Here is a 22,146-nt window from a genome sequence, read left to right as displayed (position 1 = left end):
CCGTTTTTTCGGATGCCTTTTGATTTTTCATCAAAATTGATGAGGGTGCTATGTAAATTACTGTTTAATAAGGTTAATATAAACATAATCAAGCCGATATAGGGATTATAGAAAGAATTGAGGAGAGGTACCCAATGCGTCTCAATCGTCAATACATCCGTACACAGCTGATGATTCAGAATATGTTGAAAAGGAATGCGGCTGATACAACTGTAAAAAATGTCTCTTCCGATATCACTGCCTTTGCGAAGAAGGCCAGCAGTCAAGCGGGAAGACCATCGAAGGAAAGTTTGAGTAAGCTGAACTACTCAAAGGACAGTATTGTGAATCATGCCGAAGCTTTCAGGCGGGCATACAAAGCAGCAAATGATCAAACTGTGGAAGAAACGAAGATCAATGCCCAAAACCCCTATGAGTCAGAAAGTGATATCAGGAAAAAAATCTTAGATGAAAAATACAGCAAAATCAATGCAATGAACAAAACGAAACCTGATCCTTTAGGCTATATTAAGGATAAATACAAAAATTCCAATTCCCCTTATTTCAGAAATGACCTGTCGGCAGCAGAAAGACAAGCTGCATATGACAATGAAACTGAGTGGCTGTTCAAAGGAAAAGCGCAAAACTATAATATGCAGGATGCCGCGTTTCGAAATGTGAATTTTAATGGGGAAGTAGAGGCGGAGAATGAGAAAATATATCAGCGCAGCCAAGTCAACAAACAGCTTCAAGCGCTGCTGGATCAATATCATATTGCCATTCCTGCGGATACGGCGCTCACCTTTACAATTTCACCGATTGATTATCAAGTAAAAGTGAGCGGAACAGATGATGAGCAGCTCATCCATCAACTTGAACATATATTGCAATCAGGAGAAAACAGCAAACAGTTATTTCTGCATATCATGAAAAGCTTGAGCAGCGATTCAGCCCAATATTCCAAAGAAGCGCAGCAAAAATATCACACGGTTCGCGAGATATATGAGGTGACAGGCTATCACCTGAAGGACTTGGAAGTGGTTGATGGCCGATATGTAACACCTGACGGCCGTGATTTGTTAGATGTGTATAAAGAAGAGCTGGAGAAGGACCCTGTCCAAAAGAAAACGGCTCATTTCGCAATCGCTCATTATGGAGCAGAGCTGAACAGACTTGCAGAAGCCGGATATGATTCTGTTCCGGATTTTATCTTATCTATTGACTACAGCAACGGATCTTTGCGGGATACAGGGCAAAAGAAAAGCTATGGAACCGGGGATACGGCTTGGCTAAGAGAATTAAAGCGCCGAACGGGTGTTAATTATTAGTTAGGCAGGAACATATGGGTTTCCTCTATCAGGTTGATTTTCTTAATAATTGAATTTTGCGTTGCGGGTCACCCTGCCACCTGTTAAAATAAGGATAACTTTAAAGAACGGAGGGATTTCCCAAATGGCATACATCAGATTCCGATTGAACTTTGTCCTCGCTAACTAAATCGTGAACAAAGTCTCTGCCTGTGTGCAGGGTAATCGGGATCAGTCTGCCTGTTTTTAGGGGACCCTTTATGCAATAACAGAGGGAGAGGCGCGGATTCCAGCGCCTCTTTTTTTGCCTTTAAAAATAGCTGATCTGAAGCTTGCCTTCAAGTTTATTTGTCATATCTTTTTCCGTTTACTTTCCAGCGCAGGCAGACGACCTGTGCTTTTTTTTTATTAAAAACCTTCAGTAAAGGGGAAAATCGTATATGACAATTGTAAATGAACAAATTGAACAAATATTAAAACTTGCGGAAAAACACGGCCTTCGGCTGAAACGAAAGCATGCGGAAATCAACGAGTCCGGCATGGATTTTCAAGTCGTCTTTGCCGAAGATGAAGCAGGCAAGAGATGGGTGTTGAGAAAACCGCGGCGCAACGATGTGATTGAAAGAGCAGTGTATGAAGGGAAAGTGCTGAAGCTGCTGCAAAACCATCTTCCCGCCGCTGTGCCGGATTGGCGCATTCATACTCCCGAACTGATTGCATATCCGGAGCTTCCGGGGGTTCCTGCCGCGGTCATTGACATGGAGGTGAAGAATTACGTATGGAACATGGATCATGAGCCTCCGGCTGAAGCCTTTGTCAAGTCATTGGCGAAAACGCTCGCGCTATTGCACAGCATTGATCATAAAGCCGCAGAAGAAGCGGGCATGCATGTGATGAATCCGGATGGCGTCAGGCGGTCAAAAGCAGAGCAGATGGAACAGATCAAAAGAGAGCTCGGGGTTAGCGGCGAGCTCTGGGAAAGATGGCAAAAGTGGCTGTCCGACGACTCGTATTGGCCTGAACATACTGCGTTTATCCACGGCGACTTGCATCCCCCGCATATTTTAATTGACCAGCATCAGAGCATAACTGGGCTGTTGGATTGGACGGAAGCGAAAATCGCCGACCCGGCAAAAGATTTTCTATTATACGAGACGATTTTAGGAGAAGCCGAAACCGCCCGGCTCATCTCTTATTATGAAAAAGAAGGGGGCCGGGTCTGGCCGCGGATGAAAGAGCATATTACAGAATTGCAGGCCGCCTATGGCATTGAAATCGGCATGTTCGCCCTGCAGACAAAGCAAGAAGAGCACTTGAAGATGGCGCTGGACGCGCTTGGGGTCAGACAATAAAAAAAGGGCTGTCGATTTCGATCGACGGCCCGTTTTCACATCATAATTTTTTCAATCATAGCAAAAAAAACCTTTTTTTCTTCTTCTGACAACTTGCCGAAGAGCTTGTCGATCAAAGCCTGGCGGTTTTCCACCATTTGTGCGGCGATCCTCGTTCCTTCTTGCGACAGTTCGATCCAGACGGTGCGCCGGTCATCGTTATTTCTCGATCTGATCACAAGGCCCTCTTTCTCCAAATGGTTCAGAGCTGTTGTCGTTGCTGATGGAGACAGGGCGACCTCCTGTAAAATTTCCTTTATCGTACATGTTCCGTGTCTGTAAATGATACGCAAAATAAACCCTTTGCCGCTCGTGATACTTTTCGGAATCGTTTCTTCGTCCAATTTCTTTGAAGACCGCAAATATTTCGTGAAAGCATGATCCAATAGATTCGCTTCAATCCGATGGTGATTCATGAAGGTTTCCTCATTTCCGACATCGTGTAGTAGATCAGCCATTTCATGCTGACCAAACAAACATAGGTCCATTTTATCATAAGCGAATGCTCCGCAAAAAACGATTTTATGAATTTTAACATGAGCCATTTAATTTCTTTTATTATCAATTCATAAAGATAATAATTCTATTATGAAATAGTTTTACAATGGATATATTTTGTTTTAGAATGAATTTGTGCGTCACATAATCTCACCAGGTTTTGTGAGAAACAATGAAAATTTGGAGATGAAAATTTTGAGTACACTTCAGCAATTAATCAATCATCATATGGAAACGTCAGATGGGTTGGAAGCATTGTCCGGAGGAGATCGAACGTTTACGTTCAAAGCGTATCATCAACGGGTGAACCAGCTGGCTCATTATCTGCTGGAGGAGGGTGTTCAAAAAGGAGACCACATCGCGGTTTTATGTAAAAATAATCATCATTTTCCCGTCATTTTGCTGGCGTCTCTTAAAATCGGGGCGACAGTCGTGCCGTTAAGCTGGCAGCTGACATCGTATGAATTAAAAGGAATCTTGAACAACTGCCGGCCGAAGGTGATGTTTTATGACTTGGAATTTGCCGATATACTAACGCCGCTCCGCGAACAGCTTCAGTTCTGCCTGATGATTGAAGCGGGTGCGGGAATGAACACGACTGAACAGTTTGAGAGCTTATTTAAAAACAGGCCGCTGGAGGTGGAGGCCGACCAGGTGACTGAGCATGATTTGGCTTTAATGCTGTTCACCTCGGGCACGACCGGAAATCCGAAAGGCTGCATGGTCAACCACGGCAGTCTGGCCGCATACTTGACAGAGGTGAACGTGAAATCGAAACAGCTGAAAGGCACGCGCTTTTTAGCGAGCCATCCGCTTTATCATATGAGCTCGCTCAACCATGTTTTTCAGGCGGCTTTTGAAGGAATTGGCCTTCATTTCTTATGGGATCCCGAACCGTTTGAAATCCTGCAGGAGATCGAGAAGAAACGCATTCATATGATGATGGCGTTTCCTTCCGTCTACACTTACATGCTGGAGGAAATGAAAAGACATCCATTCGACCTGTCATCAGTGAAAATGCTTGTCTCCGGCGGCACCAAGGTGCCGGCGCGGCTGATTAAGGAGTACAATGACATGGGAATCCTGATGGTGCAGGGGTATGGCAGCACAGAAGCATGGACGGTCAGCGTATGGCGGCCTGACATGGGCTGGGATAAAGTCAATTCAGCCGGCAAGCCGATTCCGCAAGTCAGCATAAAAATCGAAGACCCTGATACACATGAAGAGCTGCCAAGAGGCGAAGTCGGAGAAGTCGTCGTCAAAAGCCCGTATGTTTTTGAAGGGTATTACCAAAATCCTTCCGCCACGCAAAAGGTGCTGAAAGACGGCTGGTTTTATATGGGGGACTCCGGCAAACTTGATGAAGACGGATTTTTATATATTACCGGCCGGTATAAAGACGTCATTGTCTACGGAGGCGACAACATTTATCCTGACCAGGTGGAGGAAATCATCGATCAAGTGCCCGGAGTCGTTGAATCGGCCGTCATCGGCGTCCCGGATGAAATGTACGGGGAAGTTCCGAGGGCGTATGTAGTGAAAAACGAAAGCTCCGGCCTCAAGAAGGAGGACATTATCGCGTATTGCAAAGAGCGCCTGTCCGACTATAAAATTCCTGAGATCGTCTTTACCGACAGCCTTCCGAAAAACAGGCTCGGCAAAATCGTCAAAAAGGATCTGCGCGAACTGGCTGTCAAAGGACAGTGAGCGCAGTAACAGAAAGCTTATTCAGCAGTGGATAAGCTTTTTTTTGCGGATTTCTTGCACCGGCTGCCGTTTTTTGTAACGTTTTCCAATGCTAAACCCACTACAACAGTAGGAGGTGTTGACAATTGAAATCGAAATGGAGTGCGATGGTGATATGGACCGGTCTTTTATTGCTGACCGGATGCGGAGTGCACAAGGAGGCCGATCCCCCGCCCGTCAGATCCGCGCAAAAAACGGACGCCTCGTTATCTGAAGCTGAACAGCGGTTTGCGCTTGCATTGTTTCAAGACATGATAAAAGAGGAAGGGAGCCGGAAAAACATCTTCCTCTCGCCTTACAGTATTCACCAGGCGCTTGTAATGACGGCAAACGGTGCCGCGGGAGACAGCAGAAAGGAGCTGCTCGGCACTTTAAACCTCAACCAGACAGATATGGCATCGATCAACAGGATGTCACAATCTGTGAACCGTTCGCTAGAAACGCTGCCTCACGGCGAATTTTCGTCGGCCAATTCGATATGGTCCAAAAGGGAGCTGAAAGAAAGCTTTCAAGACGCGATCAAAGGCCTTGGCGACGCCTATCAGCTTCATGATGATCCAAATCGGGCAGCAGAAGAAATCAACGGCTGGGTCAAAAAGAAAACGAAAGACCGCATCGATCAGATCGTTGACAAAGTCTCGTCGAATACGATTGCCTACATCATCAATGCCGTCTATTTTAAAGAAAGCTGGAAGCATCCATTTGATCCTCACATGACAGCGGAACAGCCATTTTATTCAGCGGACGGCTCCGCAAAAAAACACCCCATGATGACGCAGACAAACCGCTTTCCTTATCTGGAAAACAAACATTTTCAAGCCGTCAAGCTTCCCTTTCAAGACGAAGGTCTGTCATTAGCTGTTTTTCTGCCGAAAAAAGCGGCAAATCTTGAACAGCTTATGGCTGGCATGACGTATGATCAATGGCGCACCCTGCAAAAGGACTGGACGGTGAAACAGGTTGAGCTCAAGCTGCCGCGCTTTTCATTTCAAACAGACTATATGTTAAATGAACCGCTTAAACGGCTTGGAATGAAAACCGTGTTTAGCAGCGCGGATTTTTCAAATATGTTTTCCGGACATGGTGCCGCTCAAATTGATAAAGTCAGACATAAAACATTTATCAAAGTGGATGAAGCGGGTACCGAAGCATCCGCGGCAACAGCGGTTGAAATCATCGAATCAGCTCCCGTCCCTGAAGTGACGATGACTGCAGACCGCCCGTTTTATTTTGCGATTGTTGATGAAACATCCGGAATGATCCTTTTTGTGGGCAGTGTGGCAGAGCCGGCGGATGATTAAACCTGTTAAAAATTCTATAATTTGATTAAATATCATTAAACTTCCAGTTTTATTACCGATATTAGGAAGGGAGTTCCTTTATGGTGATGAATAAACGGGAGGCAAGGACAAATGAAAAAAAGTTTGTTTCTGTTCGTGTTCAGTGTGTTTTTGATGGCGGTTCCAGCATTTTCGGCTTCGGCAAATGTTTACGAAGATGAGTATGAACCCAACAATTCTTTCGCTGAGGCTTATGATTTAGGGTTGTGGAAATACAAGACGATTTCGGCGACGATTCACAGCGAAAGCGATAAAGATTATTATAAATTTTACGCGACAAAGGGAGAACAGCTTGCCATTCACCTAAAGAACATCCCGGCAAATACAGATTATGACCTTTACTTATTTAAAGATGCTTACGGCTATCCTGCAGTAGGATCTTCTGAAAGAACGGGAAACCAAAATGAAATCATCCGCTTGGATGTTCCGGAGACAGGCCGATACATTGCGGTCGTTATGTCTAAAGACGGTTCATATGACGGTTGGGGATTTTACAGACTTGAATTTATCGACAGAATGAAGAGCGGTGCTTATACGGCGAATTTGTCTCCATCAGCCATCTCAAGCCCGGGACAGGGAGTCGTTTCTCCGGTTGCCGCCGTCAATCTTGCCAATGTCTCGGCCATTCCCGAAGGAGCGACTGTGAAAAGCGTTTCCGCCGAGGGAACCATTTCTCCGAGCCTTGGACACACTTACAGGGAAGTTCTGAACAAGGATGAAGGCGTTTGGCACACATCAGTTTCCGGCGGCACACTGTTTCCGGATCTAAAGCCTGAACTTGCGCTTCCGGTCAAAACGACATGGAATGTGAGATACTATTCGCTCGCTTGGAGCAGTTCAACATGGAGATCGCCGCAGTTGAAGATCAATTATCAATACGATTCAACACACGGCTGGTAAACAGATCCAAATTCCGGCCGATATAAAAAGTAATAGAATGTAATTGGCATGAAAGGAGCTCCCATGAATATTAGAGACAGGGTAAAACTTTCGCTTTATTCCGAGCAGCTGATGAAGCCTGCCGCCGCAGAGATGCCGGCCAAGACCAAAGGCTCCAAGAGGATGGCCGCCAGTCAAACAGACACCCTCTCCATCAGCAAACAGGCTGAAGCGGCTCAAAAAAATGCACCGTCATTACGATCACAAATGAACGGCGTTCAATTTGAGATCTATAATCTTTATGTGGACAGGCAGCGTTTGAACAGCCAGATCGATGAGACGCTGCGCGAGAGCGGAATTTCTCTTTCCGAGAGTGAGCATCTGACATTGCATGTTGACGGACATAACCGGATTACAGTTGAAGGCATCGAAGACGAACAAAAAAGAACCCGGATCGAAACCGTTTTAAATGACAGTGATAAACGGTTTGGCGCGCGTCTGTTGAGCCATGCGGAACTGATCGGTGAACAAAATGGAACGCCGTTGGATAAAGAAGCTTATGAAAAATGGCATGTGAATGAGTTTTTGAAAACGATTGCCGGTCTGTCTTTGGCTGATGTCAGTTTGGATGAAAAAGGAGAGCTTGAAGGCGGAAATGAGAGGCTCATCAGAGTGATTGAATCTGCCAAAGACCCGAAAAGCGACTTGGAGAAGAGCTTTCAAAACATGCTGAAGAAGCTGAAGAATGTTCTGGCGAAAGGGCCGGACACCATTGCGGACAGATCGGCTTCTTTCGGCTATGCCGGCGGAACGCTCATCGATCTCAATGTATCAAAAGGATTCTCCGCGGGCCAGCTGAACGAGTGGCTGGATGATCCGTTTCTAAAAGAAGTCTTGCTGAACAATTCTTAAAAGACCTGGCAAAGCGATTTTGCCGGGTTTTTTGTTTGTATAAAAAATTGCGCAAAAAAATTTAAAATTTCGCATTGACCCTTACGTTGCGGGATACTTTATAGTCAATATCGAAGGGAGGTCAGATTAATGAAAATGAAAGTAAAGGAAGTGGCCGACTTAGTCGGCATCAGTGTGCGCACACTGCATCATTATGATGAAATCGGATTATTAGCTCCATCGGAGACAACCGAAGCCGGATATCGGCTGTATTCAGATGACGATCTGGAAAAGCTGCAGCAAATCCTGTTTTTCAGAGAGCTTGACTTCCCTTTAAAAAAGATTAAAAGCATTCTTGAGAACCCTTCATTTGACAGGAATGAGGCGCTTCAGCTCCATCGCAAAGCGCTGCTGGAGAAAAGAAGCCGGCTTGACCAAATGATTGCGACAATCGATAAAACGATCCAATTCGCGAAAGGAGAAATCAACATGACAAACGAGGAAAAGTTCGCGGGATTTGATTTCAGTCAAAACCCGTATGAGGAAGAAGCACGGGAACGCTGGGGCGATGAAGCCGTCGATAAATCGAAGACCTTTATCGAATCAATGTCCGAAGATGAACGAAAAAAAATGGAACAGCAATATGATGCCATTTACAGAAAAATCGCCGCCCTCAGAGAAGGCGCCCCTGACTCAGAAGAAGCGCAGGCGGCTATAAAGGATTGGTACGACTTTCTGAACAATAACACCGGCCACAGCTATTCGCTTGAAGCTTTCAAAGGTCTGGGACAAATGTATGTCGCTGACGAGCGCTTTACGAAAAACATCGATCAATACGGCGCCGGCTTGGCGAAGTTCATGTGCGACGCCATGACGGTGTTTGCTGACAGGAATAAGGAATAATCGCTGGAAACCGCCTGATAAGGTTGTGAAATGACCTTTTAGGCGGTTTTTTTAATTTTAATGTGAGCTATTCCTTTTGGGCAATAGCCTGTGCTCACTTATTTGATTTGCAGGGTAAATGCTGTGTTTGATTTGTGTCGAATCTTCTAATATGTTATTATATCGTAAGTCGATATATCGTAAGGCGATGTAAAATAAGGAGGCGAATGATTTGAATACACACTTTACCGGGATGTTATTTGTTTTGAGCGGAATTTTTTTATTAAATTTAGCGATTTTATCAGGAATAAACGGTGTATGGTGGGGACTAGCTCTTGGCGGCAGCATCATTTTCAATCTAATAGGTGTTGTACTGCTCATGAGATATATAAATGAAAAACGCCATACTTAAAATGAGGTGCGAAAAGTGAAGAAAAAAACGGTGGAAAGCTATTTACCGCTTACGCAGGCTACGTATTACATATTATTGTCATTAACTCAACCACTACATGGCTACGGCATTATGCAAAGGGTTGAGAGCATGAGTGAGGGTGAGGTCAAACTAGGGCCTGGCACTCTTTATGGTGCATTAAGCAAACTCGAAAAGCAGGGGCTCATTAGAAAGGAAGGCGAATCCGGCGATAATCGGCGAAAGCAGTATATTTTAACGAATGAAGGATGGCAGGTGATTGAACTCGAATTTAAACGCCTATCCAAATTAGTGGCGATCAGTCAATCTATTTTTCAAAAAGAGGGAGATACAAGTCATGAGTAAAAAAAGAAAGCGTAAATTCCGTTTTTTTCTTGCTTGGCAAGACCGGAAGGAGGAGAACTGGCTGAATGAAATGGCAAAACAGGGGTGGATGTTAAAGTCCTTCTTTTTATTTATCTATATATTTGAAAAGACAAAACCAAGCAATACAGTATATCGGCTCGACTATAAGACAACATCAAACCTGGATCAGGAAGAATATATTCATATATACGAGGATGCAGGCTGGAAGCATGTGACACAGTTTTTAAATTGGCATTACTTTGCGGCTGATCCCAGTCAAGTTCAAACAAATGCGATTTATACAGACCGCGAATCTGAAGCAGAAAAATATAATGGCTTACTAAAAGTGCTGTATGCTGCATTTGCCAGTGTATTTCTCAGCTTGGGACTACCGCTTCTCGTCATAGGCATCCCTGGATATTTTTATTGGATAGCAGCATTCAATCTCCTTGTTTTGTGTCTGTTGACCGTGTGTATATTAAAGGTTCGTAAAAAAACAAGAATTTAATGCTGATTGACACTTGCTAATTTTCAGAGTAATATATTTTTTACAAATCATGTACGGTTAAACGATATTGAGGAAGAGCAAGTACGTGTCAGAGCATGGGTTTAAGAGAGTCGGTGGCTGGTGTGAACCGATGCCCTTCTGACGCCGAATGGGCTTCTGAATCGCTTCGCTGAAACGGACAGTAGGCGAAGCCGGGATAGTTCTCTCCGTTATCAAGAGAAGCGTATCGAAAGGGCTGACTGTTCCCTTTCCGTATGTTCCAAGCGAATCGTTGATGCGATTAATAAAGGTGGTACCGCGAGACCCTCGTCCTTTTGTGACGGGGGTTTTTTGTATTTTTAAGGAGGTGGTGGCCATGGAGGAAGGCTGGCCGGAGTGGCCGCATCATGTTAAACGGAAACGGAGGTGTGATGGTAAATGGTGATTGCAACGGACGATTTGGAAACGACATGTCCAAATTGCAATGGAAGCGGAAGAGAAGAGCCGGAGCCTTGTCCAAAATGTTTGGGAAAAGGTGTGATTTTGACGGCCCAGGGAAGCACATTGCTCCATTTTATAAAAAAACATATCCACGAATAAAAAGGACGGGTGATACGAGTTGAGTCGAGCAGAGAAGAGTACAGCTGAGCAGAGCGGCCATATTCAAAGCGGCGTTCGAAAAGCGGCCGGGGTCGTTTTTATGGTCTTTGGGACGATGTGTTTTGCTTCAAAATCCATTTTTGTCAAATGGGCTTATGAACAAGGTGCACAGCCGGAAGCGGTGCTGTTGTACCGGCAATTATTTGCGGCGCCGCTGTTTTGGTTGATTTTTGTTGTGTATCGTTCAAAGCTTCCGGCTAAACCAGAAAAAGCGGAGATTTTTAAAGCTTATGCGGCCGGATTGCTTTGTTTTTTTCTGTCGCCATTGCTTGATTTTATCGGCCTTCATGATGTTTCGGCAATCGTTGAACGGATGATTGTGATGAGCTATCCCATGTTCGTATTGATCATCACTGCCTTTGTAAATAAAAAAATGATCTCGGGTCAAACGTTTGCTGCCATCTTGCTTGTGAATGCCGGGCTGTTCTTGGCTGTCGGCGGATGGGATGTGCAAGCATTTGAAGCGAACCTGTCAGGAGCTTTTTTGATCTTATTGTCCGCTGTCGCCTATGCGGTTTATCTTGTTGTGGCGGGAAGCCTTGTCCGTCAAATCGGCGGGATTCGGATGAATGCCTATGGAATGTCGGCGGCAAGTCTTGCGATGGCCGGTTATGCGCTGTTTCGCGCAACAGGAAAACAGCCGGGAATCCTGCTTTCTTATCCTCCCGCAATGTATGGTTTTTTTATGATCATTGCGGCGGTGACGACGGTCATTCCTTTTTTATTCATGCTGGAAGGCATGAAGCGGATAGGAGCGGAGCGGGGAGCCGTCATTTCTATGATCGGCCCCGTTCTTACCATCTTCGGAGGTGTTTTGTTTTTAAACGAACGTTTAACATCCATTCAGTGGCTGGGGTGCTTCCTTGTGCTCCTGACCATCAGTCTGCTGGAATACCGGAAATAGAAAAAGGGATTTATATCCCTTTTTCTGTATGCACTTAAATACATAAAGATCGTTTACTCAGTGTCGCCTGTTTTCATGACCCATGAGACGAAGTAGCGCACGAAAGCCTGCCATAGCTTCATCCGTCGGCCTGTATCATCAGTCTAAAAAGTGCTTTTCCAATGTGCATCGGAGCTTTGTCAGCGGCATCAAAAGCGGATACAAAACGTATACCAGCAGTGCTGTTGCACCGACCTCAGGAGATCCGTCTCCAAATCAATGCGGATGAAAAGTGTAATCTGACCGCCAATACACAATCGATCAACCATGCACCCGCTCTAACCCAAAAACCAGCGTATTGCAAAATGTATAACACCCTCTGTCATAAATGGATGATAAAAACACAGAACTAACCATTTTATAGTCTTTTTTTCTATTTGTCCTCTTTTATAAAATTTTACTTTTCAGCTAAATCATACTGATTTTCATTATCGGATTTCCCCCTCCTGAAAGTTTTGATAAAATAAATAAGTTGTAGTATAAGATACGGAGGTTTAAACGTGGGAAAAGTAAAGAGAAATATGCCTTGCCCCTGCGGCAGCGGGCTGAAATATAAAAAATGCTGCGGCAAAGCGGAGGGAGCGTTTCCGGCTGTCGCGGTGCAGGAATTGAAACAAATCCAGAAAGACGTCATGGAATTCGCTTTTACGGAACATAAAGACACAATCGATCAATTTCTTAATCAGTATTCTTTTCTGTCAGACTTGGAACAGTCTGCACAAAAGATATGTGTTTTTAACCTGGGCGTGTGGGGAGTATTTGCCCGCCCGCTGGCAGATGGAGGATTGACGATTTTTGAAGACTTTTTACAGAAAAAAGGATCTTCGATTCTCAGATCGCAGACAAAGGAAGCCGTTCAATCGTGGAAAGACCTCTCCCCTGCGTTGCTGCGTGTGAAACATATAACAGATGGCGGCATTCGCTTTGAGGATGCTGTAACGAATGAAGAGCTGACCGTGAGGATGAATGTGAAACGGGAAGGGCCTTTTGTAGGCGAGTACGTGCTCGGCTTTCCGATCAAGATCGGAAGCCATACCGAGTTCTTCTTGCAATTCACCATCTATCCTGCAAAAATGGCGGATGCTCTCAAAGACAGGCTAAGCGAGGCTTTGAACCGTTTTACAGAAGAAGGCGGGACGAAAGAGCAGCTGATGAGAGAGGATTTCCATCATGTGTTAATGCATCTTTGCCGGCAGGAAGAGAGTACACCGTCTGAACAAGTGTCCGAAGACATCGAATGGGCCAATGAGATGGAAAAAGAAACAGCGCTCGTTTTTGAGAAAGGTATGCTTGACGAAGGACATTCTGAACCATTTGTGTCCTGGGCGGTCGGCCTTTGGAAATCGTATTGTGCCAAAAAAGCACCGGTCATCAAAAAAACAGAAGCCTTTGCAGCTGCTTTGGAGTATTTTATCAATACGATCTCCAAATCGGAAAAATCGATATCCCAAGCAAAGCTTGCAAAAAAATACGGCGTCAGCGCTTCGACCGTATCGAATCGTTTTAAAGATATTGAAGCCGTCCTGCAGGATGAACTTGACCATCATCTTGAGCTTATGCCATCTTAAAAAAGCTCACACAACTGCTAAACCTTCCGGGGAACCGGAAGGTTTTTTGCGTTTGATTCTGATTAAATCTTGAGAAAGATATTTTAAGATATCGGTACGATCAGATCAAACAAGGAGAGATTATGATGAGTACAATTCTACTGGAAACAAGGCATCTTCAAAAAAAGTTCGGAAGATCGCAAGCGGTCTCAGACGTCTCATTGTCAGTTGAAAAGAACAGTATTTACGGATTGCTTGGACCGAATGGAGCAGGAAAATCAACGACTTTAAAACTTTTAACCGGAATCTTAAACCCAACTGCCGGGGATATTTTGTTTGAGGGGCGGCAATGGAAAAGGTCCGTATTAAAAGACATCGGTTCTTTAATAGAATCCCCGCCTCTGTATGATAATTTAACAGCCTACGAGAATGCCAAGGTGCATGCCGCATTATTGGGCCTTCCAGATGCGAGAATAACAGAGGTGCTTAAAACTGTTGATATGCATCATACCGGAAAGAAAAAGGCGGGGCAGTTTTCTATGGGGATGAGGCAGAGGCTGGGGATCGCCATCGCTCTTTTAAATCGCCCTAAACTACTCATACTTGATGAGCCTACTAACGGTCTTGATCCGATCGGTATACAAGAGTTGAGGGAACTCATCAGGTCATTTCCCGAACAGGGGATGACGGTCATTTTATCAAGCCACATTTTATCGGAAGTCGAGCAGATCGCAGACCATATCGGGATTATCAGCGGAGGGTATCTCGGATATCAGGGGAAAATCAATAAGGGAGACGATCTTGAGCGGCTTTTTATGGATGTTGTCAAATCAACGCGGGAGAAAGAGGGCGGAGAAAAGTGATCGGATATTATGTAAAAGCGGAAAACCTGAAGTTTAAAAGAACATTTTCGAGAAAAATGATCTTCATTGTGCCTTTGATTAATATTTGCTTCGCCTTTTTAATGAATCCGGGATTTTTTGTAGCAGGTACGTATAATTGGTGGTCTGTCATCTTAATGCCGGTCATGATCGCCTTGCTTTGTGCACAATCACACCAGAAAGAAAAGAAAGCGTCGAATTATAACGGCATTTTTTCTTCTCCTGTAGATTTGCATCAGATTTGGTATGCAAAAATAAGCGTCATTGCGCTCTATTCTTTAGCATCTCAAGCTGTTTTTTTAGGATTCATGGTTGGGATGCAGTTTGTCATTCCTCAATTTTCGAGCATTCATTTGACAGTCATTGCCGCGAATCTGCTGCTTTGGCTCACGACACTATGGGAGATCCCCGTCTGTTTATGGATAGCGCGAAAGTACGGGTTTATATCTGCCGTTTTGTTCAATATGCTGGGCACTATCATATTGGGCATCATGTCGGCATCAAGCCCTTTTTGGTGGCTGAATCCTTGGAGCTGGCCGATCAGGGTCATGTGCCCGACAATTGGCATCCATCCAAACGGTGTGCCTCTTGAGAATGGCGATCCTTTAACGAGCTGGGCAGTCGTTCCTCCGGCTGTTGTTCTATCTGTTCTGTTATTTGCTATTTTGGCGCGTCTGACTAGGCGGTCTTTTTCTCCTGCCGTTGATCGCAAATCGATAAAACGGGAGGCGGTTTAATTTGTTGTTATTTTTCAGATGCCTGGCGGCTGATTTTCAAAAAACAAAGCGTACGTCTTTTATTTGGCTTCACTTGAGTGTTCCGGTTATCTGTGCGGGTGTTTTTCTGCTTTATTTCTATAACAGACAGCCCGATCTATATCAATTATATCGCACGTATTTTGAAGCCATTGCGATTGCATTGCCGCTTCTGATTGGAATTGTGTGCGGAATGACGGCTTCCTTAGAGGAGCAGGCAGGCCGTTTTCAAGTGCTGTTGGGCGGCACGGCTCCCAAATTAACGGCTTATTTAAGCAAAGTCACGCTGCTTCTGATCATGAACATTTTTGCGGTATTCTTGGCTATTGGACTCTACTTATTGGGGCTCAGAGCTCTTTTTCATGTGCCGAACCTGCCAAGCTCCCTTTTTTTAGAGGCTGGGGCATGGCTGGCAGCCGGAAGTGTCACACTTTATTTCATATACTTTTTGATCAGCTGTACATTCGGAATGGGGGCTTCGATTTTAGCAGGCGGGGCAGGCCTTTTGATGACAGCGCTGATGAACACGGGATTGGGCGATGTCATTTGGAAATATAATCCCTGGGCATGGGGAATCAGGCTGACAGGGTATAAGGGGATTGACCGATTTGTCCAAATTGATCCGTCTCTCCGCTCTGTTCTAGATGGGGAAATCAAGCAGGGGGCTTTCATCATGGTGTTTGCTATAATAGCTGTATTCGCTCTAAGCATCATTTGGTTTATCCGCTGGGAAGGAAGAAAAGCTTTTGAATAATGAAAAAAGGGTGGTCAGCAAGTGGCGAAAATTTTGGCAGTAGATGATGAGAAAGATATTCTTGTACTCATACAAAATATTTTGCGCCGCGATCAGCATCAAGTTCATACGCTAAGTCAAGTTAACACCGAATCTCTCGACGTGTTTTCAGGGTATGATTTAATTTTGCTTGATGTGATGATGCCGGGGATGGACGGGTTTGAATTATGCGAGAAAATCCGGCCGCTGGTAGATTGTCCGATCCTGTTTCTCACCGCTAAGACGGAGGAAGAGGCCATCGTTAAAGGCCTCCTGACTGGGGGAGACGACTATATTTCAAAACCCTTCGGCGTTCTTGAGCTCAGTGCAAGAGTAAATGCACACCTGAGAAGGGAAAGAAGAGAGAAATACGAGACTAAACGGGTGATTTCCGGTTTTTTATTTCACTTTGACAGCAAAGAAGTATTTATTCATGATCAAAAGCTGAATTTAACAAAAAATGAATTTAAAATATGTGAGCTATTGGCTCAGCATAAAGGACGAACCTTTACAAGAGAAGAAATTTATGATCATGTATACGGGCTGGAAGGCAATGCTTTATATTCGACGATAACCGAATTTATCCGCACGATTCGGAAAAAATGCAAAGAACACAATAGAGATCCGATCAAAACGGTATGGGGCGTAGGATACAGATGGGAATAATCCGCAAAAAAAAGACACTGCGCAGAGAACTGATCAAATATATGCTCACTTTGAGCTTCAGCCTGATCGCGATCACGGCTTTATATGTTTTGGTCAATATGATAGGAATGAATGCAGGGCTGTTTTATCCTGCCAACTACAATGAAATCGAAGCTGAAAAGCTTAAGCCCAGGCTTCAATCGGCTGAACAGATAACGGAAGACATGATACCGGATACAATGCTGTACGCCATACTGGACAAAAAGTCGAAACAAAAGACAGCGGGAAACATGAAAGAGACGAATCTTTCGATTGTACGGAAAAAGATAGAGAGCAGGCCTTATGTCAGCTTTAGTCAAAAAGGCTATATGATTATCGAACGCAAAGACGAGTATTGTGTATTGGAGTATCCTTTGCGCGCTGAGTTTCGGTCTCCACTGCTGAGACGGTTTCTCCCGAACTATGAGCTGACAAGCATATGCATCATCGTTCTTCTTTTAATTACGGTCGTTTTTACGGTGACAACCCGATTTGCAAACAGATTAAAAGAACATTTTCAAACTTTAAACACCATTGCCGAGCAAATTAAAAAACAGAATTTAAATTTTACTCCGGAGTTCTCGAATATTAAGGAATTTGATCATGTAATCAGTTCCCTGATGGACATGAGGAATGCCCTCCAAGCCTCCCTACGGGCGCAGTGGCATTTAGAGAAAACGAAAAAAGAACAGATCGGCGCATTGGCTCATGATATTAAAATTCCAATGACCATCATCAAAGGAAATGCGGAGTTGCTGAGCTTATCTCCGCAAAATCAAGAGCAGTCGGAATATATCAGATACATCCTTGACGCGGGGCAAAAAATCGATCAGTACATTGACCAATTAATCCATCTCTCAAAAACTGAGGAAGCATTACATACCGAGTACAGAGAAGGCGCTGTGAAAACGCTAGTCGAAAGTGTTCTCCATGAGACTGAAGCATATATAGGGAACAAATCGATTGACATTGTGTTGAAGGAGCAGAACCTTGAAGGAAAAAAAGCAGTGTTTGACAAACAGCTGCTTCACCGAGCGTTGATGAACATCATGACGAACGCCGCAGATCACACACCAGAAGGCGGGAGAATCGATTTTGAAGCTGTGTGTACGGCTGATCAATTGATTTTCACAATCACTGACAGCGGAAAAGGGTTTTCTCAAGACGGCCTGCAGAAAGCTGCCGAGCTTTTCTATATGGAAGATAAAGCCCGGACATCGAATGGTCATTACGGGATGGGACTTACCTTTGCACTTCGTGTTGTTAAGCTTCATCAAGGCGATTTGGCGATTAAAAACAGCGAAGCAGGAGGCGGACAGGTACAAGTGACCATCCCCCTCTGAGACCAGATCATCATTTCCATATCTCGTCATTCTCATAATCAAAAACCTTCCGGCATCGGCCGGGAAGGTTTTTTACGGTTCTCCAAGTTCCTGTTTCAAATATTGGTACAGCTTTGTATCAGCCTGTTTCAGCGGAAACGCCGCGGTTTTGCAAAGGATGCCGAAGGTTACGCTGATCGGGTCATCGTCGATAAACCGGACAATCGTTCCGGGAGGAGGAGGGGAAACGATGCTTTTCGGAATCAGGGCAACGCCGAGTCCTGCGGCAACATAGTTTTTCAAAGCTGTCATGCTTCCGATCTCCATCGTGTTCATTTGGCTCCCCGGCAGCTCTTGAAACGCGATTTCGACTTTCTTCCGGTAGGTGCAATTGTTGGCCGTAATCAGCAGGCGGTGCTCCCTAATATCTTTCAGATGAATGCGTTCATTGTTTCCGGCGGGGTGTCCCTCAGGGAGCAGCACTACGAGTTCTTCAGCATAAAGCGGTTCAAAATAAAGATCTGTTCCCATTGCCGGAGTCGAACAGACGGCAAGATCCAGGCTTCCTTGAACCAGCCGTTCCCCCAATACCGACGAGTTGGCGATATCAACGGAAACCCGGATCTTCGGATAATCCGCTAAAAATCTCCCCAAAATCTGGGGCAATTCACAGCTCGCGATCGGTTCGACCGCTCCAAGGCGGATATTTCCCCCTTCGCCAAGCAATAAGTCGGCCATATGATGTTGAAGGTGATCTATATCCTTGACAATATGTCTGCTTTCTTCAAAAAAAAGCCTGCCGGCTTCAGTCAGACGGAATGTTTTCCCCCTCTCGAGCAAACGAATGCCGAGGTCTTCCTCGAGCTTTTTGATTTGCATTGTGACCGTGGACTGCGCATAATTCAGTTCTTCAGCCGCGCGGTTAAAGCTTCCGCAAGCCACGATTTTATGAAACGTCTTTAACGTTTTGAAATCCATCCCATCACCTAAGTTCAATAAAATTGAATGAAACCTTCAAATGATTCAATTATACAAAATGATATAACCGTTATACACTATTAAACAATACAAAGGAGGAATGAATATATGCCATTTGTCAGGATGGATCTTTTAAAAGGAAGATCAAAGGAAGAGCTTCGCCGGATCAGCAGATCAGTTCACCAGGCGATGACGGAGGCGATCGATGTTCCGGAAGACGATTATTTTCAGGTCATCACCCAGCACGATGAGGAAGAGTTCTTTTTCGATCCTAGCTATATGAACATCAAACGGACGAAGGATTTGATTTATATTCACATCACAATGAAAGAGAGACCGATCGAAAAAAAGCTGGCTCTGTACCAACGCATTGCAGAGCGTTTGCAAAAAAACGCCGGCATCCGCCAAGAGGACGTCATGATCATTGCAGCCGAAAACGTGAAAGAGAACTGGTCGTTTGGGAATGGAACAGCACAGCTTGCATCAGTTGAAAGGGAGCGTTGAAAAATGGAAATGAAAAATAAAACAGCCCTTGTCACAGGAGGCGGCACAGGGATCGGCAGAGCGGTATCGCTCTCTTTGGCAAACCGAGGGGCAGCGGTTGTTGTCAACTATTCGCGTTCCAAAGCGGAGGCTGAAGAGACGGTTGGAATGATTGAAAGTCAAGGCGGCCGCGCGCTCGCGGTGAAAGCCGATGTTTCTAAGATCAGTGAAGTTCAAGACATGTTTGATCGGGCGGTGGGCGAGTTCGGTACCGTCGATCTGCTCGTCAACAATGCAAGCATCACCAGGCATATCGAGCTTGATGACTTGGAAGGGGCTTCTGAAGAAGTCTGGGATGAACTGTATGCGGTAAATGTCAAAGGGATGTTTAATTGTGCGAGAGCGGCGGCACCTTTTATGAAGCGAAATAAACAAGGCGCCATCGTAAATGTCGGCAGCATCGCCGGGCTTACCGGTTCAGGCTCTTCGTTACCCTATGCCGTATCAAAAGCGGCGGTCCACGGTCTGACGAAATCATTGGCGCATGCGCTTGCTCCTGATATTAGAGTCAGCTGTGTGGCACCGGGCGCGGTATCAACGAGATGGTGGGAGGGGAATGAAGAGAAAATGAAGCGGCTCAGCCAAAAGCTCCCGCTTGAGCGGATAGCGGAACCGGAAGATATCGCCTTGCTCATTTGTGCGCTGCTCGAACAAGAAACAGTTACAGGCCAAATCTTAACGGCTGACTGCGGTCAAACATTATAGCGATTATAAGCCTATTATCCTATTTCTATATGAAACCATTTACCTTATGATAAATCATATCGAAATAGAAAAAAGAGGGAAGAACGTATGAGGCGTTTACAATCGTTAGAAGCCATTGAAAAAGTAAAAAACGGGGATTATCATGTTTTGCGGGATGCCGAATGGCTGAAGTATCTCGTTTTAACTGAAGAGCAAAATATCAACCTGGAGCGGATTTCTTCGCTAGAGAACATGCCTCAGAATCCCGTTTTTCTTTATGTTGAACAGACGCTCTCCATTTTGGAGAAAGCTGACATTCCTGAGCTGGAAAAAGAAATCATTGAAGAGGTTCTCATATGGAGTGAAGCGGCTAAGTGCGGCCAGCCTCATAAAAGAAAGGAATGGCGTGAAAAAGGTTTTCAGCTTGCGATCCATAATATCGGGTCGGCGCAGATTTATGCTGATCGAAGACAGGCGTACATGCCGGAACGGCAGGATATTGAAGAACTCATCCATATTTTGATTGTGACGCATGGACTCGTCGGACAGTATATCCGCGGGGAAACAAGGTATCGCCAATTCACTCCTCTTATCGATTGGATTGAAACATCTGAACTTCAGCACATCGATATCAGGCGGGTTCTATACGTGCTGAACAAATGTATCATTGAAGCGGTATCGCCGGCGCTTTGGGATTCGATAGAACGAGACGTGAACCGGGTAATCGGCCAAATCTGCACAGGAGAAAGAAATAAAGACTGGCCGTTTGCGGAAAGGATCAGAAAACTGCGGGGACAAGCGCTCGATTCCGGTGAAGACAGCAGCCGGTACGAGCGGTTTTTGAGGGAGCATTCGGCGGAAGATACGCTGAGACGCTTCTTTCAGCGGATTGATTTATGGTATGTGGAATCCGCCTTGTCATCATTCAGTTTTGAAGAGTTTGTCAAAATCTTTCTGCTCGTGCTTCGTTCTGTCAACCCTTTATCAGTCAAGCACATCAGCTTTGAGCCGCTGATGAAGGACATGTACCGTGATTACCAGGGTGTGAGGCATATAAATGTTTATAAAAAACGAATTATCGAAGCGTGCTTAAAAGAGATGTCGATCAGCGATTTGCTTTACGGCGAGGTGCCTGTAAATGAACACGTTTCGCTTGCTGTTCAGCCGTTTGATCAGGCTTCTGAGATTGTCGGCGTCACGTTTTCATTTTCGCAGGCAGGACTGAAGCTGATTGAATTTTGCCAGGAAGCGGAGAAATCGCCTTTATATGAACGGGCGATCGTGCTGCTTTATGATTTTTTTGAGTTTCGCAAGGATTCGTTTGACCGGCTGCAAAATGAAGCGGCTTATCTGTCTGATATGAACGGTGCTGAAGATTATAAAAAGAAGATTGCCGATTATGCCGTTGGAGAAAGAATGCTCGACATCGGAGCCGGAGGCGGCGTGATGCTTGATTTGCTGACAGACCAGCATCCAGAAGCAGAGGTCATCGGAATCGACCTTTCCGTCAATGTCATTGAGGAGCTCCAAAAAAGAAAAGTGCGCGAACATAAGCCCTGGCATGTGAAACAGGCTGATGCATTGAACCTGCCTGAGTACTTTGAGCAGGAAAGCGTCGACACCATCGTATTCTCATCGATATTGCACGAATTGTTTTCATACATTCCGTATGAAGGGAAAAAATTTAATCATCTCGTCATTGCCCAAGCGTTAAAAAGCTCCTTTGACATTCTGAAGCCGGGAGGCAGAATCATCATCAGGGACGGAATCATGACCGAAAACAAAGAGGAAACGCGGCGGATACGGTTTAAAGACCCGGATGGAATGGATTTCTTGAAGCGGTATGTCCATGATTTTAAAGGGAGAAAGGTGCAAATGCTTGAGGCTGAGAAGGACGCGGCTGTACTGTTTGTGAATGATGCAATGGAATTCCTCTATACATATACATGGGGAGAAGAAGCCTATCCGCATGAAGTGCAGGAGCAGTTCGGCTATTTTACGCCGTCTGAATTCCGCCGCTGTATCGAGAAAGAATTAGGGGAACGTGCGAACATTCTGGTGTTCGAACACTATGTGCAGGAAGGATATGAAGAACACCTTTACCCTAAAATCGAGCTGACAGACCGGCTCGGCCGGCGTGTGCCGCTGCCGGACAGCACTTGTTTTATTGTAATTGAAAAAAAGCACCTCTAGGGTGCTTTT

23 protein-coding genes and 1 other annotated feature are annotated in these 22,146 nt (G+C 45.0%); of the genes, 21 read left to right on the top strand and 2 right to left on the bottom strand.

The genetic code is table 11. From position 1 onward, the window contains the following. Window positions 1-134 precede the first annotated feature (134 nt). A complete protein-coding gene (locus ACVC9U_RS18015) occupies window positions 135-1,307 on the top strand; it encodes a DUF4885 domain-containing protein (protein ID WP_149169563.1) in 1,173 nt (390 codons plus the stop codon). Window positions 1,308-1,726: 419 nt separating this feature from the next. Further along, on the top strand, window positions 1,727-2,638 hold the full coding sequence (locus ACVC9U_RS18010; RefSeq protein WP_059230730.1) for a macrolide 2'-phosphotransferase: 912 nt from the start codon (window positions 1,727-1,729) through the stop codon (window positions 2,636-2,638). Window positions 2,639-2,673: 35 nt separating this feature from the next. Here ACVC9U_RS18010 and ACVC9U_RS18005 read toward each other — a convergent pair whose 3' ends face one another. Then, window positions 2,674-3,093, bottom strand: coding sequence for a MarR family winged helix-turn-helix transcriptional regulator (locus ACVC9U_RS18005; RefSeq protein WP_075754035.1), 420 nt, complete (start codon window positions 3,091-3,093; stop codon window positions 2,674-2,676). Window positions 3,094-3,370: 277 nt separating this feature from the next. Between ACVC9U_RS18005 and ACVC9U_RS18000 the strand changes: the two genes are divergently transcribed. From ACVC9U_RS18000 to ACVC9U_RS17925, 16 genes are all read left to right on the top strand, one after another. Next, window positions 3,371-4,882, top strand: coding sequence for a class I adenylate-forming enzyme family protein (locus ACVC9U_RS18000; protein WP_075753687.1), 1,512 nt, complete (start codon window positions 3,371-3,373; stop codon window positions 4,880-4,882). A 125-nt stretch (window positions 4,883-5,007) separates the two neighbouring features. Continuing rightward, window positions 5,008-6,222, top strand: a complete 1,215-nt coding sequence (locus ACVC9U_RS17995) for a serpin family protein (RefSeq protein ID WP_075753689.1) — start codon at window positions 5,008-5,010, stop codon at window positions 6,220-6,222. Window positions 6,223-6,333: 111 nt separating this feature from the next. Further along, window positions 6,334-7,161 (top strand): PPC domain-containing protein, encoded by an 828-nt coding sequence (locus ACVC9U_RS17990; RefSeq protein ID WP_075753691.1) that lies wholly within the window; start codon window positions 6,334-6,336, stop codon window positions 7,159-7,161. A gap of 63 nt (window positions 7,162-7,224) precedes the next feature. Continuing rightward, on the top strand, window positions 7,225-8,052 hold the full coding sequence (locus tag ACVC9U_RS17985; RefSeq protein ID WP_075753693.1) for a DUF4885 family protein: 828 nt from the start codon (window positions 7,225-7,227) through the stop codon (window positions 8,050-8,052). A 129-nt stretch (window positions 8,053-8,181) separates the two neighbouring features. Continuing rightward, window positions 8,182-8,934, top strand: a complete 753-nt coding sequence (locus ACVC9U_RS17980; protein ID WP_075753695.1) for a MerR family transcriptional regulator — start codon at window positions 8,182-8,184, stop codon at window positions 8,932-8,934. 211 nt (window positions 8,935-9,145) lie between these two features. After that, a complete protein-coding gene (locus tag ACVC9U_RS17975) occupies window positions 9,146-9,325 on the top strand; it encodes a hypothetical protein (RefSeq protein ID WP_023857771.1) in 180 nt (59 codons plus the stop codon). A 15-nt stretch (window positions 9,326-9,340) separates the two neighbouring features. Beyond that, complete coding sequence (locus tag ACVC9U_RS17970) at window positions 9,341-9,688, top strand: PadR family transcriptional regulator (RefSeq protein ID WP_059230724.1); 348 nt, start codon at window positions 9,341-9,343, stop codon at window positions 9,686-9,688. Beyond that, window positions 9,681-10,196: a DUF2812 domain-containing protein gene (locus tag ACVC9U_RS17965; protein WP_020450019.1), complete on the top strand. Its 516-nt coding sequence runs from the start codon at window positions 9,681-9,683 to the stop codon at window positions 10,194-10,196. The genes ACVC9U_RS17970 and ACVC9U_RS17965 overlap by 8 nt, the downstream gene beginning before the upstream one ends. Before the next feature lie 58 nt (window positions 10,197-10,254). Then, window positions 10,255-10,513 (top strand) — a binding site (T-box leader). Window positions 10,514-10,613: 100 nt separating this feature from the next. Beyond that, entirely contained in the window at window positions 10,614-10,775 is a 162-nt protein-coding gene (locus tag ACVC9U_RS17960; RefSeq protein WP_020450020.1) for an anti-TRAP regulator RtpA, read from the top strand. 19 nt (window positions 10,776-10,794) lie between these two features. Then, window positions 10,795-11,739, top strand: a complete 945-nt coding sequence (locus ACVC9U_RS17955; protein WP_041817142.1) for a DMT family transporter — start codon at window positions 10,795-10,797, stop codon at window positions 11,737-11,739. Between the two features lie 539 nt (window positions 11,740-12,278). Further along, window positions 12,279-13,346, top strand: coding sequence for a YecA family protein (locus tag ACVC9U_RS17950; RefSeq protein ID WP_441391365.1), 1,068 nt, complete (start codon window positions 12,279-12,281; stop codon window positions 13,344-13,346). A gap of 125 nt (window positions 13,347-13,471) precedes the next feature. After that, window positions 13,472-14,188: a lantibiotic protection ABC transporter ATP-binding protein gene (locus tag ACVC9U_RS17945; protein ID WP_011197516.1), complete on the top strand. Its 717-nt coding sequence runs from the start codon at window positions 13,472-13,474 to the stop codon at window positions 14,186-14,188. Continuing rightward, the gene (locus tag ACVC9U_RS17940) at window positions 14,185-14,943 is read left to right on the top strand and encodes a lantibiotic immunity ABC transporter MutE/EpiE family permease subunit (protein ID WP_003178630.1); all 759 of its coding nucleotides are present in this window, start codon (window positions 14,185-14,187) and stop codon (window positions 14,941-14,943) included. The genes ACVC9U_RS17945 and ACVC9U_RS17940 overlap by 4 nt, the downstream gene beginning before the upstream one ends. A 1-nt stretch (window position 14,944) precedes the next feature. After that, a complete protein-coding gene (locus ACVC9U_RS17935; protein ID WP_441391364.1) occupies window positions 14,945-15,715 on the top strand; it encodes a lantibiotic immunity ABC transporter MutG family permease subunit in 771 nt (256 codons plus the stop codon). Between the two features lie 21 nt (window positions 15,716-15,736). Then, window positions 15,737-16,399: a response regulator transcription factor gene (locus tag ACVC9U_RS17930; protein WP_003178632.1), complete on the top strand. Its 663-nt coding sequence runs from the start codon at window positions 15,737-15,739 to the stop codon at window positions 16,397-16,399. Then, on the top strand, window positions 16,390-17,760 hold the full coding sequence (locus ACVC9U_RS17925; protein WP_061576417.1) for a sensor histidine kinase: 1,371 nt from the start codon (window positions 16,390-16,392) through the stop codon (window positions 17,758-17,760). The genes ACVC9U_RS17930 and ACVC9U_RS17925 overlap by 10 nt, the downstream gene beginning before the upstream one ends. A gap of 72 nt (window positions 17,761-17,832) precedes the next feature. Here the strand turns inward: ACVC9U_RS17925 and ACVC9U_RS17920 are convergent, their stop codons facing one another. Continuing rightward, on the bottom strand, window positions 17,833-18,717 hold the full coding sequence (locus tag ACVC9U_RS17920; RefSeq protein ID WP_069500216.1) for a LysR family transcriptional regulator: 885 nt from the start codon (window positions 18,715-18,717) through the stop codon (window positions 17,833-17,835). A 108-nt stretch (window positions 18,718-18,825) separates the two neighbouring features. On the opposite strand from ACVC9U_RS17920, the gene ACVC9U_RS17915 reads away from it, so the two are divergent. The 3 genes from ACVC9U_RS17915 (at window position 18,826) to ACVC9U_RS17905 (ending at window position 22,137) form a co-directional block, all read left to right on the top strand. Then, window positions 18,826-19,221, top strand: coding sequence for a tautomerase family protein (locus ACVC9U_RS17915; protein WP_009330268.1), 396 nt, complete (start codon window positions 18,826-18,828; stop codon window positions 19,219-19,221). A 3-nt stretch (window positions 19,222-19,224) separates the two neighbouring features. Continuing rightward, complete coding sequence (locus ACVC9U_RS17910) at window positions 19,225-19,965, top strand: SDR family NAD(P)-dependent oxidoreductase (RefSeq protein WP_003178641.1); 741 nt, start codon at window positions 19,225-19,227, stop codon at window positions 19,963-19,965. Window positions 19,966-20,052: 87 nt separating this feature from the next. Next, window positions 20,053-22,137, top strand: coding sequence for a class I SAM-dependent methyltransferase (locus tag ACVC9U_RS17905; protein WP_069500217.1), 2,085 nt, complete (start codon window positions 20,053-20,055; stop codon window positions 22,135-22,137). Window positions 22,138-22,146 lie beyond the last annotated feature (9 nt).

The organism is Bacillus sp. GM2 (assembly GCF_056155945.1).
The sequence above is the reverse complement of the archived record's forward strand: the minus strand, read 5'-3'. Positions and strand labels throughout refer to the sequence as shown.

Bases quoted from the DNA above. Each gene is read 5' to 3' on its own strand.
- ACVC9U_RS18005 (WP_075754035.1), bottom strand. From the start codon at position 3,093: ATGAATCACCATCGGATTGAAGCGAATCTATTGGATCATGCTTTCACG.
- ACVC9U_RS18015 (WP_149169563.1), top strand. From the start codon at position 135: ATGCGTCTCAATCGTCAATACATCCGTACACAGCTGATGATTCAGAAT.
- ACVC9U_RS17960 (WP_020450020.1), top strand. From the start codon at position 10,614: ATGGTGATTGCAACGGACGATTTGGAAACGACATGTCCAAATTGCAAT.
- ACVC9U_RS17980 (WP_075753695.1), top strand. From the start codon at position 8,182: ATGAAAATGAAAGTAAAGGAAGTGGCCGACTTAGTCGGCATCAGTGTG.
- ACVC9U_RS17920 (WP_069500216.1), bottom strand. From the start codon at position 18,717: ATGGATTTCAAAACGTTAAAGACGTTTCATAAAATCGTGGCTTGCGGA.
- ACVC9U_RS17910 (WP_003178641.1), top strand. From the start codon at position 19,225: ATGGAAATGAAAAATAAAACAGCCCTTGTCACAGGAGGCGGCACAGGG.
- ACVC9U_RS17985 (WP_075753693.1), top strand. From the start codon at position 7,225: ATGAATATTAGAGACAGGGTAAAACTTTCGCTTTATTCCGAGCAGCTG.
- ACVC9U_RS18010 (WP_059230730.1), top strand. From the start codon at position 1,727: ATGACAATTGTAAATGAACAAATTGAACAAATATTAAAACTTGCGGAA.
- ACVC9U_RS17945 (WP_011197516.1), top strand. From the start codon at position 13,472: ATGAGTACAATTCTACTGGAAACAAGGCATCTTCAAAAAAAGTTCGGA.
- ACVC9U_RS17925 (WP_061576417.1), top strand. From the start codon at position 16,390: ATGGGAATAATCCGCAAAAAAAAGACACTGCGCAGAGAACTGATCAAA.
- ACVC9U_RS17915 (WP_009330268.1), top strand. From the start codon at position 18,826: ATGCCATTTGTCAGGATGGATCTTTTAAAAGGAAGATCAAAGGAAGAG.
- ACVC9U_RS17965 (WP_020450019.1), top strand. From the start codon at position 9,681: ATGAGTAAAAAAAGAAAGCGTAAATTCCGTTTTTTTCTTGCTTGGCAA.
- ACVC9U_RS17990 (WP_075753691.1), top strand. From the start codon at position 6,334: ATGAAAAAAAGTTTGTTTCTGTTCGTGTTCAGTGTGTTTTTGATGGCG.
- ACVC9U_RS17905 (WP_069500217.1), top strand. From the start codon at position 20,053: ATGAGGCGTTTACAATCGTTAGAAGCCATTGAAAAAGTAAAAAACGGG.